Here is a 14,562-nt window from a genome sequence, read left to right on the forward strand (position 1 = left end):
CACCGAGTCTGCCAGCGCGTTGTGCGCCTGCAGCAGGCCACAGGTCATGGCCGCCGATGACAAACCGGTCAGGCCAGCGGCGTCAGCCGGGCGCGGCGCAGCGCCGGGGCATCCTGGCCGGGCCAGTCGCGGTCCACGGCCACCTGCGCGCGGGCCGCGCTGGCCTGCAGCGCCGCGAAATCCAGCTCGCCGATCGCCCAGATCTGCTCACCTTCCGTCTGCGCGATCACCCCATTGGCGGGCAGATCCACATCCATCGGCGCGAACAGCGCGGCCTCGCCCGTGTTCTCGTCCAGCGCCGGGCTCCACGGCGCGCTGCCGGCGGTCACCGACTGGGCGACGAACAGGCGGTTCTCCAGCGCGCGCGCCAGGCAGCCCACGCGCACGCGGGTGGCGCCGGCGGCGGTGTCGGTGCAGCTGGGCACCACCAGCAGACGCGCGCCGGCCTGCTGCTGGGCACGCACCGGCAGCGGGAACTCGGCGTCGTAGCAGATCGCGATGCCAGCGCGGATCTCATCAGCGGCGAACACGCGCAGGTCGTCGCCGCCTTCGATCACCTGGGCATTCTTCTCGAAGCCGGTCAGCTGCAACTTGTCCTGCCAGCCACGGCGCCCGTCCGGGGTGAACCAGTGCGCGCGGTTGCGATAGCGTCCGTTGCCCACTGCGGTGAGGAAGCTGCCGGCGATCACGTGCAGGCCCATGCGCTGGGCCAGCGTGGCGTAGAGATGCAGGAATGCCTCGGCGTACTGCTGGGTCGCTTCCAGCGAGGCCAGCAGGTCGGCGCTGATCGCCACCGGGAAGGTCGCGGCCAGCTCGAGCGACAGGTATTCGGGCAGCACGGCGATGCGCGCGCCGGCGTCGGCGGCCTGCTGGAGCAGATGCACCTGCTTCTCGGCGAAGGCATCGAAGTCGCGCGGCTGGCCGACCGGGTACTTGGCGACGGCGACCCTCATGCCTGCCGCTCCAGCGCACGGGTCCAGAAGGTCAGCGTGTGCGCGACCTCGCCGTGCCCGGCCTCGCGCCAGGGCAGGCGCAGCTGCAGCCCGTCGCGGCGCGTGTAGCCGCGCTTGCGCCAGAACGCGTCGTTGTCGCGATGCCCGGCCGGGCGGCGCGGATCGGCCGGGTCGCGGTCCACCGCGCAGAAGGCGGTCGTGTCGAACCCGCCCAGCGCGCGCGCATGGGCCTCGCGCGCATCGAAGAAGGCATGGCCGATGCCGCGCCCGCGCCACTCCGGCAGCAGCACGGACTCGCCGAAGTAGAAGACGCGGCTCGCATCCAGACCCTGGTCGATCAACGGCGCGGAGAAGGCCTCGGTATCGTCCAGCAGCGGCAGGCCGGTGGAGGCGCCGATGACCTCCTCGCCCGCCAGCGCCAGCACGAACACGCTGCGCGGCGAGCGCGCATAGGCGGCCAGGTAGTCGCACTCGTAGGCGTGGCTGCCCTGATAGAGGTAGGGCCAGTGCGCGAACACGGCGATGCGCAGGCGCGCCACATCGTCCAGGTAGGGCGCGATCTCGGCGCCGCGCACCACCGCGATGCGGTGCGCGGGCAAGGCGGAAGCAAGCGAGGTCATGGGCCTAATTTACCGCACCCCGCCCGGCGCCTCCGCCACAGCAGGACCGCGATGCCCTGCTCCGGCACCAGCGCCAGCCACGCGGCGCGATCGCACCGCGCACTGAGCCACACCAGCCCGCCCTGCACGCCGCGCAGGCAGCGCCACGGGCGCCAGGCCGGCAGCTGCGGGCAACGCGGCCACAGCGCCGCGCGCAGCAGCTCGGCCGGTCGCTCGCGCAGCGCCTGCGCGGTCGCCTGGGCCAGCTCGAACACCACTGCACCGCCTACGCCGCGCCGCAGCGGCGGCAGCGGCGGCCCGTCCGGTTCGACCCGCAGCCCGCACACCGACAGCGCCGCCGGCAGACGGCGCGCCGCGTGGCGCACCGCGCGTCCGTGCAGGAGCATCAGCGCAGCTCCGTGGACAGCGCATACCAGTCGATCCTGCGCGTGATCCACATGATGGCCGCCAGGATGGCGAACAGCAGCAGCGAGCCCATCAGCAGCGCGTTGTCCTCGGACATCAGCAGGCCGTAGAGCGCGCCGTACAGCACGGTCAGCGCCAGCGCGAACCCGCCGGCCAGCCAGGGGCTGCGCAGTACGCCTGCGAGGTACACGAACTGCACGCCGATGCAGGCCACGGCCGCGATCAGATACGCCAGCCAGAACGCGATGTGCTCGGACAAGCTGAACAGCAGCAGGAAGAACATCGCCAGCGCCAGGCCCACCAGCAGGTATTGCAGCGGATGGATCCGCATGCGCCGCACCAGTTCCAGCAGGCCGAAGCCGACGAAGGTCAGCAGCACGAACAGCAGCCCGTACTTGCAGGCGCGATCGGCCAGCGTATAGGCATCGACCGGGTCGACCAGTTCCACCCGCAGCGCGTCCAGCTGCGTCCCGCCGTCGGACTGCAGCCGCTGCAGCTGGGCCTGCGCCTGGCTGGCCAGCGAGGACACCGCCCACTGCGCATCGAAGCCGCGCGCGCCGACCGTGCGCTGCACGGGCAGGAAGTCGCCGCCGAAGGCCGGATGCGGCCACGACGAGGCCAGCCGCACGCGGCTGTCGTCGGCCACCGGCACCACCTCCAGCGCCTGCGTCCCGGCCAGCGCGAAGGACAGCGTCACGCTGCGCCCCGGCACGCGTCCATCCACCACCTCGGGCAGGAGCGCGCTGACGCCGGCCAGGTGCGCGTTGAAGGCGCGCGTGCCGGGCTGCAGGCGCAGGGCCGCGCCGTCGACGCGCAGGCTGGGCGCGCCCTGCAGACCGCGCACATCGCGCAGGCCCAGCACCAGATAGGGCGTTCCGTAGCGACGCACCGCCCCTGCCGGCGCCGGCGGCAACGCGGTGGAGAACTGCGCCGACAGCTGCCCGTTCCAGACGTAGGTCGGCACGTCGAACAGCCCGACCCTGCGCGTCTGCGGCCGCAGCTGGCCGCCGACCTGCAGCGACAGCGGCGCCTGCAGCAGCGTGCCCTCGCTACGCACCTGCCGCGTGCGGGCCTGGCCGGTGGCATCGGTCCACGCCTGCTCGCGCACATCGACATACGGTAGCGCGCGCAGCGGCCCGACCAGCCGCTGCGCGCCGGCGCTGCTGAGCGCCACGCGCTCGACGGCCTGTTCGCGGTAGCCGGTGCGCTCGGCGATCAGGCCGCGGGTCATGCTCAGGGGAATCAGCAACGCCAGCACCAGCGCGCCGACGATGGCCAAACGCAACAGCAACTTCAGGGATTTCATGCACGGCTCCGGCCGGTGGTCGATGCCGGACAGGCTGCGCTGGCCGTGTGGGGCGCGGTTGAGCAGTGCTTGAAGCCAATGTGAAGTCCGCCGGCGAGCCGCTCGCCTCGATCGGGATGACAGGTCGCGCCGACTAGACTGACAGCCCCGTCAGTTTCCACCGGAGCGTCGCCTTGGACTTCACCACCGTGCACTGGGCCGCGCACGACTCGCGCCTGCTGCTGTGCGCCCTGGCCGGCATCGTCTGCATCGTCGCGCTGATCAGCCTGCTCCGGCTGCCGCCGTTCCTGTCGATCCTGGTCGGCAGCTTCGTGGCCGGGCTGGGCATCGGGCTGCCGCCCGAACAGCTGGCCAAGTCCTTCAGCACCGGCGCCGGCCACCTGCTGGGCGACGCCGGCCTGATCATCGCCCTGGGCGCCATGCTGGGCGCGATGCTGGCTGACACCGGCGCGGCCGACCGCATCGCCTCCACCCTGCTCGGCATCGGCAAGGGCAAGGCGCTGCCCTGGGTGATGGCGCTGGTGGCGATGGTGATCGGCCTGCCGCTGTTCTTCGAGGTCGGCCTGGTGATGATGGTGCCGATCATCTTCGTCATGGCGCGCCGCGCGCAGCAGCCGCTGCTGCGCATCGCCATCCCGGCGCTGGCCGGCATGACCACCCTGCACGCGCTGATGCCGCCGCATCCGGGCCCGCTGATCGCGGTCAGCACGCTGCATGCGGACCTGGGGCTGACGATGCTGTTCGGCTTCATCATCGCGGTGCCCGCGGTGATCCTGGCCGGGCCGCTGTACGGGATCTGGCTGTCGCGACGCATGGATATCGCCGTGCCGGCCAAGATGGAGGCGCTGTTCTCCGCGCGCGAGGCGCCGGCGCATCCGCCCGGCTTCGCCGCGAGCTTGTCGATCATCCTGCTGCCGGTGGTGCTGATGCTCGGCGCCACCCTGGCCAAGATCGCCCTGCCGCCGGACGCGCCCGCCACTACGGCGTTGCGCTTCCTGGGCGAACCGATGGTGGCCCTCGCCCTGGCGGTGCTGGCCGCGGTGGCGCTGCTGGGCTGGGGCGGCGGGCTGGGCCGCGCGCGGGTCAACCAGGTGCTGCTCAAGAGCCTGCCGCCGATCGCCGCGCTGCTGCTGACCATCGGCGCCGGCGGCGGCCTGAAGCAGGTGCTGCTGGATGCCGGCATCAGCGACACCATCGCCAAGGTCGCCCAGGGCGCGCACCTGCCCTATCTGCTGCTGGCCTGGCTGATCGCCGTGGCGCTGCGCCAGGCGACCGGCTCGGCCACAGTGGCCACGACCACCACCGCCGGCATCCTGGCGCCGCTGGTGGCGCACCTGCCGCCCACGCAGGGCGCGCTGATCGCGCTGGCCATCGGCGCCGGCTCGGTGTTCTTCTGCCACGTCAACGACGCCGGCTTCTGGATGGTGCGCGAGTACTTCGATCTCAAGCTCAAGCAGACGGTGATGGTGTGGTCCGTCTTGCAGACCATCGTCTCGCTGGTCGGACTGGCCGGCACCGCGCTGCTGTGGCGGCTGCTGGCGTGATCGCAAGGGCTTTGCAGAACACGCGCTAGGCTTTGCCCTATGACTGAACCGCTGACCGGCCCGGCCGACGATCCCCGCCGCATCCGCCTGCGCCGCATGAAGCTGGCCGCATTCGGCCTGCTGGTGCTGATGCTGGCCGGCTTCGGTTTGAGCCATGCGATGGGGCTGCGCGGCGGCTGGGCGTGGCTGGCCGCGTTCTGCGAGGCGGCGGCGGTGGGCGCGATGGCGGACTGGTTCGCGGTGGTGGCGCTGTTCCGCCGGCCGCTGGGCCTGCCGATCCCGCACACGGCGATCGTGCCGCGCGGCAAGGCGCGTCTGGCCGACAGCCTGGCGGTGTTCGTGCGCGACCACTTCCTGGCGCCCGAGGCCCTGCTGGAGAAGCTGCGCGTGTTCGACCCGGCCGCGCGCCTGGGCCAGTGGCTGGCCGAACCGGCGCAGGCGAAGCTGCTGGCCGGCATGGCGCGCGGCTGGGCGCTGCAGGCGCTGGACCTGCTGGACGAGAGCGCCGTGCGCGCGGCGATCCAGCGCTTCGTGATCGCCCGCCTGCGCGGCTGGAACGCCGCCGGCACCGCCGGCCAGGTGCTGGGCCTGCTCACCGCCGACGGCCGCCACCAGGCGCTGCTGGACGCCGCGCTCAAGCGCATCGCCCGCTGGCTGGACGATCCGGCGCTCAAGGCCCGCGCCTCGGCGCTGATCGTGCGCTATGCGCGGCGCGAATGGCCCAAGCTGATGGGCACGGTGGACCTGATCAAGCCGGTGGACGAGATCGGCGACGCCCTGGCCCAGCGCATCGCCGCCGCGGCGCTGGAGGAGCTGCAGACCGTGCTGTCCACGCCCGGCCATCCGCTGCGTCAGGACTACGAGGCCTGGCTGTCGCGCTACGTGCAGCGCCTGCGCGAGGACCCGGCGCTGGTGGAGCGCGTGGAGCAGATCAAGCAGGACCTGATCGACCACCCGGCCGTGCAGGACTACGTGCGCGGGCTGTGGGACCAGGTCCATGCCGCCCTGCGCGCGGACCTGGAGAACCCCGACTCGCGCCTGGCCGCGCACCTGGAGCGCCTGCTGCAGACCCTGGGCGAGGCGCTGGGCCGCGACGCCTCGCTGCGCGAGGCGCTCAACGCCCACCTCACCACCGCCGCCGAGAGCCTCACCACCCGCCTGCGCAGCGGCGTGACCCACCACATCGCCCAGACCATGAAGGGCTGGGACGAGCGTCAGCTGGTGGACGTGCTGGAACTGGCCGTCGGCCGCGACCTGCAGTACATCCGCTTCAACGGCACGATCGTGGGCGGGCTGATCGGGCTGGTGCTGCATGCGGTGGTGGTGTTCTGGGGCTAGCCCGAGCGGGCGCGGAACGGGCTTCCGGCGACACGCAGCGCTCGCGCGTCAACGCGTTCCACTCCGCCCGCTCGCCCCCTCCACACCTCGCCCCCCTGCCTTGTGGCACTGTGCGCCCCGCCGCCGGCGCCTCAGCCTGCGCAGTCCTTTTTTGACCGGAGCCTTGCCCATGCGTCGTCTGACCCGTTCCGTGCTGGCCCTCGCGCTGGCCAGCGCCTGCTGCGGCGCCGCCGCCGCCGACGAGGCCGTGCCCACCGGGCGCCTGCCCACCTGGGCCCAGCCGCAGGAATACGCGCTGGACCTGAAGATCGACCCCGCCCAGGACAGCTTCAGCGGCACCACCACGATCAAGGTCAAGCTGACCCAGGCCAGCGACCACCTGTGGATCGACGGCAAGGAGCTCAAGGTCGGCAAGGTCAGCGTGACCGGCGCCGACGGCAAGGCCGCCGCGGCCAAGTACACCGTGGCCGACGCGCAGGCCGGCGTGGCCCGCATCGATTTCGGCAAGACCCTGCAGCCGCAGGAACTGACCCTGTCCATCGCCTACACCGCGCCGTTCAACCAGGCGCTGGAAGGCCTGTACAAGGTCACCTACGAAGGCAAGCCGTATGCGATGACGCAGATGGAGCCGATCAGCGCGCGCTTCGCCTTCCCCAGCTTCGACGAGCCGGCGTTCAAGACGCCCTACGACATCAAGCTGACCATCCCGGCCGACCTGCAGGCCGTGGCCAATACCGCCCAGGTGCAGGAGGCGCCCACGACCACCAGCAAGCGCTGGAAGACGCTGACCTTCGCCCGCACGCTGCCGCTGCCGACCTATCTGGTCGCCTTCGCCGTGGGCCCGTGGGACATCGTCGACGGCCCGGGCATCACCGCCACGCCGCAGCGCGCCGGCACCCTGCCGCTGCGCGGCGTGGCGCCCAACGGCAAGGGCCCGCGCATGAAGATCGCGCTGGACTCCACGCCGGTGATCATCCACACGCTGGAGGACTATTACGACTTCGGCTATCCCTTCGACAAGCTCGACCAGCTGGCCGCGCCGGACTTCTCCGCCGGTGCGATGGAGAACGCCGGCCTGGTGACCTACCGCGACTATCTGCTGCTGCTCGACAAGGATTCGGCCACCAGCTACAAGCGCTCGTCCTTCAACGTGATCGCCCATGAGCTGGCCCACCAGTGGACCGGCGACACGGTGACCATGTCCTGGTGGAACGACCTGTGGCTCAACGAGTCCTTCGCCACCTGGATGCAGCAGAAGGTCACCATGAAGGTGCATCCGGAATACCGCGCCGACCTGGACCGCGTGCAGGGCGCGCAGGGCGCGATGTCCGGCGATGCGCTGGTGGCCACGCGCAAGATGCGCCAGGAGATCACCGGCAACGGCGACATCGAGAACGCCTTCGACGGCATCACCTACCAGAAGGGCGCCGCGGTGCTGGGCATGTTCGAGGCCTATGTGGGCGAGGACACCTTCCGCACCGGCATGCGCCAGTACATCCAGCGGCACAAGTTCGGCAACGCCACCGCCGACGACCTGGTCAGCGCCATCGCCACCGCCGCCGGCAAGGGGCCGGAGTTCACCGCCGCGTTCAATAGCTTCCTCGACCAGCCTGGCGTGCCCTACGTGCACACCGAGGTCACCGACGCCAAGGGCCAGGTGGTGCTCAAGCTGACCCAGCGGCGCTACCTGCCGCTGGGTAGCACCGGCGATTCGGCCAAGACCTGGGGCGTGCCGGTCTGCGTGCGCTACCAGACCAGCGCCGGCAGCGACAAGGCCTGTACCCTGCTGTCGGCGGCCGGCGGCACCCTGGCCCTGCCGGGCGCGAAGCAGGGCGGCTGGGTGATGCCCAACGCCGGCGCCGCCGGCTACTACCGCATCGGCCTGGACGCCAAGGCGCTCAAGACGCTCACCGCCGATGTGGCCCAGCTCACCGATGCCGAGCAGCTGGCCTACGGCGACGGCGTCAGCGCCGCCTTCGACCTGGGCGAGTTGAACCCGGCCCAGCTGCTGGCCGCGCTCAAGCCGCTGACCGCCTCCAAGGTCTCCGAGGTCGCGACCGTACCCACCGAACACGTGGGCTGGCTGTACGGCCGCCTGGCCAGGACCGACGCCCAGCGCGCGGCGCTGACCCGGTGGGCCGAAGATGCTTACCTGCCGCGCATGCAGCAGCTGGGCTATGTGCGCAAGGACGGCGAGGAAGGCAGCGATGCGCTGGAGCGCGCCGAACTGGCCGGCTTCCTGGCCCTGAGCATGAAGGTGCCGGCCGCGCGCGCCGAGCTGCTCAAGCAGGGCGATGCGGTGCTGGCCGGCGGCAAGACGCTGGCCTTCGACCAGGCCAACCCCGACCTGCTCGCCGCCGCGCTGTCGGTGAGCGTGCAGGAGCACGGCGCTCCGGCCGTGGACCAGCTGATGGCCGCGCTGCCCGGCGTGATCGATCCGGCCCACCGCAACGCCATGCTCTCGGCGCTCAGCCGCACCGAGGACCCGGCGCTGGCCGCCAAGGTGCGCAGCTTCGGCCTGGGCAAGGACGTCAAGGTCGGCGAGATGCGCTACCTGCTGACCGCCGGCAAGCACACCACCGTGGCCGATCGCGACACGCAGTGGACCTGGTTCACCCAGAACTACGACGCCATCCACGCGCGCATCGGCGCCTTCGCAGGCGGCTCGCTGCCGCGCATGGCCTCGGCCGGCGCCTGCACCCCGGCCGAGTCGGACCGCCTGCAGGCGTTCTTCGAGCCGCGCCTGAAGGACCTGCCCGGCGCCATCCGCGGCCTGCAGCAGGCCCGCGAGAGCATCGCCCTGTGCGCCGCCCTCACCGCCAAGCAGGACCCGGCGGCGCTGGTGAAATAAGCGCCAGCGCGCGTTGCAGCACCAGGACACCGCCGCAGAAAACTGCGGCGGTTTCTTTTTGGACGCTTTGCCGAACTGCGGATATCGATGAGTGCGGCTTTGGTGAGCGGACTTCGCCCACCAGCCTCGACCCGGCCAAGTACAGCTTCTCGGCTCGGTTTCCACTGATAGCCGGCGCTTGGATGGGAAAAGATTGACCGCGCCTAATGCTTCCGGTGGGAGCCGCCCTTGTGGCCTTTTCGGCCATGGCGACTCCCACGGGATTCTGCGAGGACTATGCGCACCCTTGCACCAGCCTGGCCCGCGCTGTGTCACGCCCTGCCGGGGCGAGGCCGTGCGATCGAGAAGCACAGGATTTCTTTCGATCCGAAGGCATTGGGTAAGCGCTTTGCCCCCTCCCTTTCGCCGCAGGCGAAGGGGAGGGCCGGGGAGGGGTGCTGTTGCTCTTGCTTCGGTGGCTTGCCCGGTAAAGCCCCGACCCCTCCCCATCCCTCCCCTGCGCTGCGCGCAAGGGAGGGGGCACAAACCGAAGTCCTGTGACCTAACGCGCGCGGCAGCGGGCCGGCGGGCGGTGGCCGCGCCCAGCGAGGCAGGATGCCGAGCGCCCGAATCAGGGCAGGATGCCCTGATTGAGGGAAAAGCGGCCGCCGCCCGCCGGACCGCTGCCCCTTTCGAGGCCGACACGCTTCTGCCTTGCGCCCACCCAAGCCGCAGAAGAAACCTTTTCGCAGGCAATCGAACGCTGCGGGATGCTTCGCAGTCCGGGGGTAATCGATTCAAACCGAGAAGTCGGATTCAGAAAGCTGAGCAATGACAGTGGACACCTCAGACCCAACCATCCGCCCGTGCCCCGCTCGGCGGCTTGTGGCACAGTCCGCGGGCTCGCAATCACCCCTGATACGAAGGAAAGCCCGATGAAAAGGATCCTGTTGAGCTTGGCCCTCTGCCTGCTGGCCTGCACGGCGCTGGCAGCCGGCAGCGTGCGCTTCGGCAACAAGCTGGTCAGCACCGGCGACAGCGCCGGCAAGGTGACCCAGGTGGCCGGCAAGCCCGACCGCGTGATTCCGCTGCAGAACGAGTACAGCGCCAATATCGGCGAGCGCTGGGAGTACGACCAGTCGCAGAAGACCATCCAGATCATCTTCAAGGATGGCCGCGTGACCGATATCCAGGAGATCTACAACTAAGCGCCCTGCATCGCAGCGGCCGACGCTGCGATCGCCCGTGAATCTCGCCCCGGCCCCGGTCGAGGCCCGCCGCTTGTGTCCCGCCTTGCGGGAGGCTGCGCCCCGCGCGGCTTGTCCGGCCCCCGCCACAGGCGAATAATCCGCGTGTTGCGGTGCGCAACTCCCGCGCGCACCGGCCCTTCGACGCGTGTTCACCGCCGCCAGGCCCGCCTGCCGGGACCGTGAGGCCGCGTCGGTCAGGACCCGATCGCTGTGACTGCTGCTTCCCAGGCCCGGCCGCCCGCGCCGGCGCGCCCGCCCCGCAAGACGCCCGACTACCGGGTCATCTCGCTGATCCTGGCCTGCGCCATCTTCATGGAGCAGCTGGACGCCACGGTGCTGGCCACCGCGCTGCCGGCGATGGCGCGCGACTTCGGCGCCAGCGCTCCGGCGATGAGCATCGCCATGACCAGCTACCTGCTGGCGCTGGCGATCGGCATCCCCGCCTCGGGCGCGATGGCCGACCGCTTCGGCGCGCGGCGGGTGTTCAGCGCCTCGATCGTGGTGTTCGTCGCCGGCTCGGTGCTGTGCTCGCTGGCCACCAGCGTACCGACCATGGTCGCCGCGCGCCTGCTGCAGGGCGCGGGCGGGTCGATGATGGCCCCGCTCGGCCGGCTGATCCTGCTGCGCACGGTCGAGCGCAGGCATCTGGTCTCGGCCATGTCCTGGACGCTGGTGCCGGCCTTCCTGGGGCCCTTGCTGGGGCCGCCGCTGGGCGGCCTGCTGGTGACCCACGCCAGCTGGCACTGGATCTTCTACATCAACGTGCCGATCGGGATCCTGGGCTTCGTGCTGGTGCGCGCGGTGATCCCCTACATCGAGGCGGCCGACGAACCCCGGCCGTTCGACCTGCCGGGCTTCGTGCTGTGCGGGCTGTGCCTGGGCTGCGGCCTGTTCGGCCTGGAAAGCGTGGGCCAGCCGGGGAACCTGGTCACCGGGCTGGCGCTGATGGCGGTCAGCGCCTCGGCGGCGGCCGGCTACCTGTGGCATGCGCGGCGCGCGGCCGCGCCGCTGCTGGACCTGGACGTGCTGAAGATCGACTCGTTCCGGCTCTCGGTGATCGGCGGCTCGCTGATGCGCATCACCCAGGGCGCGCAACCGTTCCTGCTGCCGCTGCTGTTCCAGCTGGGCTTCGGCTACAGCGCCGCGCACGCCGGCCGGCTGGTGCTGGCCACCGCGCTGGGCGCGCTGCTGATGCGCCTGTGCACCCCGATGCTGCTGCGCCGGGTCGGCTATCGCAACGGCCTGCTCGCCAACGGCGTGCTGTCCAGCCTGGGCTATGCGGTGTGCGCGCTGTTCCGTCCGGGCTGGCCGGACTGGTTGATGTTCGTGCTGCTGGTGGGCTGCGGGGCGTTCATGTCCTTCCAGTTCGCCGCCTACAACACGGTGGCCTACGAGGCGGTGCCCACGCGCCGCATGAGCCACGCCTCCAGCCTCTACAGCACGCTGCAGCAGCTGATGCTGTCGGTGGGCGTGTGCGTGGGCGCATTGGCGCTGAAGACCGCCATCGCCGTCGGCGGCCATGGCAGCGCGCAGCTGGGCGACTTCTCGGCGGCCTTCGTGCTGGTGACGCTGATCTCGCTGTCCTCGACCTGGTGGCATCTGAAGTTCAGCCACGACGTCGGCGCCGAGCTGTCCGGGCATCGCGCCCGCGCGACGGCCTGACTCACGCCGCGACCTGGCGCTTCCCCAGATACAGCGCCAGGCCGACGTTGACCAGGGCCACCAGCGCCACGTAGTGCGCCGGCGCCAGCGCGCCCACACGCGCGGCCAGGTAGGCGATCAGCGGCGGCGTCACCGCCCCGGCGATGGCATAAGCCATGTTGTAGGACAGCGCCAGGCCGGTGAAGCGCACCGGCGCGGGGAAGGCCGCGGTCATCACCCCCGGCGCGACGCCGGACACACCCGCGGTGAAGCCGGCCAGCGCGTAGAGCGGCAGGAAGTAACGCCCGCCGTGGGCCAGGTCGAGATACAGCAGGTAGACGCCCACCATCAGCGCCAGCGAGGACACCGCCAGCGCCGGCGCGCGGCCGATCCGGTCCGACAGCAACCCGGTCCACAGGCAGCCAACGATCAGGCAGACCGACGCCAGCACGCTGCCTTCGCTGGCCCGTGCCGCCGAGATGCCGAACGAGGACTGCACCAGCGTCGGCGTCATCAGGATCACCACCACGATGGCCGCGGTCAGCGCCCAGGTCGCCCCCATCGACACCAGCACGCCGCCGCGATGGTCGCGCAGCACGTCGCGGATCGGCAGCTTGGCCAGCGCCTTGCGCGCGCGCATCTGCGCGAACACCGGCGTCTCGTCCAGCCAGCGGCGCAGCCATACCGACACGAAGCCGAACACGCCGCCGATGAGAAACGGAATGCGCCAGGCGTAATCCAGCAGCTGCGCCGGGGTGAACCAGTGCGCCATCGCCGAGGCGGCCAGCGCGCCGAGCAGCAGGCCCAGGCTCAGCCCCGCCGACAGCGTGCCGATCGCGAAGCCCACCTTGCCGGCGGGCGCGTGCTCGGCCACGAACACCCACGCCCCCGGCATCTCGCCGCCGATGGCCAGACCCTGGATCAGGCGCATCACCAGCAACAGCAGCGGCGCGGCGATGCCGATCTGCGCATAGGTCGGCAGCAGGCCGATGCACAGCGTCGGCAGCGCCATCAGGAACACGCTGAAGGCGAACAGCCGCTTGCGCCCGATGCGATCGCCGAAGTGCGCCATCAGCACCCCGCCGATCGGCCGCACCAGGTAGCCGGCGGCGAAGATCGCGAAGGTCTGCAGCTGCTGCAGCCACGCCGGCATCTCCGGCGGAAAGAACAGCGCGCCCAGGGTCTTGGCGAAGAACACGAAGACCACGAAGTCGTAGAACTCCAGCGCACCGCCGAGCGCGGACAGCGACAGGACCTTGGCATCGTTGCGCAGCGGTGCGGCGGCGGTGGACATGGCAGGGACGCTCGGGCGAAAGGCGGCACACGATAACGGGCCCGCCGCCCGGATGCGCGAAGCAGCTTACTTGACCGCCGGACGCCTCCACAGATAGAGCGCCAGCCCGACGTTGACCAGCGCCACCAGCGCCACGTAGTGCGCCGGCGCCAGCGCGCCCACGCGCGCGGCCAGATAGGCGATCAACGGCGGCGTCGCCGCGCCGGCGATGGCATAGGCCAGGTTGTAGGACAGCGCCAGGCCGGTGTAGCGCACCGAGGCCGGGAACGACGCCACCATGATCGCCGGGGTCACGCCCGCCACGCCGGCGGTGAAGCCGGCGAAGGCATACAGCGGCAGGAAGTGCGCGCCGCCGCGGGCCAGGTCGAAGTACAGCAGATACACGCCGACCAGCAGCGCCAGCGAGGCCACCAGCAGCGCCGGGGCGCAGCCGATGCGGTCGCTCAGCACCCCGTTCCACACGCAGCCGATCACCAGGCAGATCGCGGCCAGCACATTGCCCTCGCTGGCCAGCGCCGGCGCGATGCCGAACGAGGACTGCACCAGCGTCGGCGTCATCAGGATCACCACCACGATGCCGGCGGTCAGGGCCCAGGTCACGCCCATCGACACCAGCACGCCGCCGCGGTGGTCGCGCAATACGTCGCGGATCGGCAGCCTGGCCAGCGCCTTGCGCGCGCGCATCTGCGCGAACACCGGTGTCTCGTCCAGCCAGCGGCGCAGCCACACCGAGATGAAACCGAACACGCCGCCGATCAGGAACGGGATGCGCCAGGCGTGATCCAGCAGCTGCGCCGGGGTGAACCAGTGCGCCATCGCCGAGGCCATCAGCGAGCCCATCAGGGTGCCGACATTGATGCCGGCCGACAGGCTGGCCACGGCGAAACCGACCTTGCGCACCGGCGCATGCTCGGCCACGAACACCCAGGCCCCCGGCATCTCGCCGCCGATAGCCAGGCCCTGCAGCAGGCGCAGCAACAGCAGCAGCAGCGGCGCGACGATGCCGACCTGCGCGTAGGTGGGCAGCAGGCCGATGCACAGGGTCGGCAGCGCCATCAGGAACACGCTGAAGGCGAACAAGCGCTTGCGCCCGATGCGATCGCCGAAATGCGCCATCATCACCCCGCCGATCGGCCGCACCAGATAGCCGGCGGCGAAGATGCCGAAGGTCTGCACCTGCTGCAGCCAGGCCGGCATCTCGGCCGGGAAGAACAGCGCGCCCAGGGTCTTGGCGAAGAACACGAACACCACGAAGTCGTAGAACTCCAGCGCCCCGCCCAACGCGGACAGCGACAGGACCTTGGCATCGTTGCGCAGCGGCGCGGCAGGAGCGGACATGGGGCGGGCGTAGCGGAGGGGGCCGCACACCATAGCGGCCCAG

General features: G+C 71.0%; 11 protein-coding genes. 5 read left to right on the top strand and 6 right to left on the bottom strand.

The features are described from left to right. Positions 1–68: 68 nt before the first annotated feature. Genes MWN52_RS13670 through creD form a run of 4 tightly spaced genes read right to left on the bottom strand, consistent with a single transcriptional unit; the run spans position 69 to position 3,284 of the window. Positions 69–953 carry a carbon-nitrogen hydrolase family protein gene (locus tag MWN52_RS13670; RefSeq protein ID WP_286575044.1) on the bottom strand — a complete coding sequence of 295 codons (885 nt, stop codon included), beginning with the start codon at positions 951–953 and terminating at the stop codon, positions 69–71. After that, positions 950–1,573, bottom strand: coding sequence for a GNAT family N-acetyltransferase (locus tag MWN52_RS13675; protein ID WP_286575045.1), 624 nt, complete (start codon positions 1,571–1,573; stop codon positions 950–952). Before MWN52_RS13675 ends, MWN52_RS13670 begins: the two co-directional genes overlap by 4 nt. After that, positions 1,570–1,959 (bottom strand): hypothetical protein, encoded by a 390-nt coding sequence (locus MWN52_RS13680; protein ID WP_286575047.1) that lies wholly within the window; start codon positions 1,957–1,959, stop codon positions 1,570–1,572. Before MWN52_RS13680 ends, MWN52_RS13675 begins: the two co-directional genes overlap by 4 nt. Then, the gene (creD, locus tag MWN52_RS13685) at positions 1,959–3,284 is read right to left on the bottom strand and encodes a cell envelope integrity protein CreD (RefSeq protein ID WP_286575048.1); all 1,326 of its coding nucleotides are present in this window, start codon (positions 3,282–3,284) and stop codon (positions 1,959–1,961) included. Before creD ends, MWN52_RS13680 begins: the two co-directional genes overlap by 1 nt. Before the next feature lie 173 nt (positions 3,285–3,457). Here creD and MWN52_RS13690 point away from each other — a divergent pair, with 173 nt between their 5' ends. The 5 genes from MWN52_RS13690 to MWN52_RS13710 all read left to right on the top strand — a co-directional run bounded on the left by MWN52_RS13690 (position 3,458) and on the right by MWN52_RS13710 (position 11,908). Next, positions 3,458–4,828 (top strand): GntT/GntP/DsdX family permease, encoded by a 1,371-nt coding sequence (locus MWN52_RS13690; RefSeq protein ID WP_286575049.1) that lies wholly within the window; start codon positions 3,458–3,460, stop codon positions 4,826–4,828. A gap of 39 nt (positions 4,829–4,867) precedes the next feature. After that, positions 4,868–6,166: a DUF445 domain-containing protein gene (locus tag MWN52_RS13695; protein WP_286575051.1), complete on the top strand. Its 1,299-nt coding sequence runs from the start codon at positions 4,868–4,870 to the stop codon at positions 6,164–6,166. A gap of 169 nt (positions 6,167–6,335) precedes the next feature. Next, the gene (locus MWN52_RS13700; protein ID WP_286575052.1) at positions 6,336–9,017 is read left to right on the top strand and encodes a M1 family metallopeptidase; all 2,682 of its coding nucleotides are present in this window, start codon (positions 6,336–6,338) and stop codon (positions 9,015–9,017) included. Between the two features lie 914 nt (positions 9,018–9,931). Continuing rightward, on the top strand, positions 9,932–10,204 hold the full coding sequence (locus tag MWN52_RS13705; protein ID WP_286575053.1) for a DUF2845 domain-containing protein: 273 nt from the start codon (positions 9,932–9,934) through the stop codon (positions 10,202–10,204). Between the two features lie 252 nt (positions 10,205–10,456). After that, on the top strand, positions 10,457–11,908 hold the full coding sequence (locus MWN52_RS13710; protein WP_286575055.1) for an MFS transporter: 1,452 nt from the start codon (positions 10,457–10,459) through the stop codon (positions 11,906–11,908). Between the two features lies 1 nt (position 11,909). Here MWN52_RS13710 and MWN52_RS13715 read toward each other — a convergent pair whose 3' ends face one another. Together MWN52_RS13715 and MWN52_RS13720 are read right to left on the bottom strand one after the other, a co-directional pair. After that, the gene (locus MWN52_RS13715) at positions 11,910–13,181 is read right to left on the bottom strand and encodes an MFS transporter (protein WP_286575056.1); all 1,272 of its coding nucleotides are present in this window, start codon (positions 13,179–13,181) and stop codon (positions 11,910–11,912) included. A 66-nt stretch (positions 13,182–13,247) separates the two neighbouring features. Beyond that, on the bottom strand, positions 13,248–14,519 hold the full coding sequence (locus MWN52_RS13720; RefSeq protein ID WP_286575058.1) for an MFS transporter: 1,272 nt from the start codon (positions 14,517–14,519) through the stop codon (positions 13,248–13,250). Positions 14,520–14,562 lie beyond the last annotated feature (43 nt).

Source organism: Pseudoxanthomonas winnipegensis (assembly GCF_030322905.1).
Lineage (GTDB): Bacteria > Pseudomonadota > Gammaproteobacteria > Xanthomonadales > Xanthomonadaceae > Pseudoxanthomonas_A > Pseudoxanthomonas_A winnipegensis.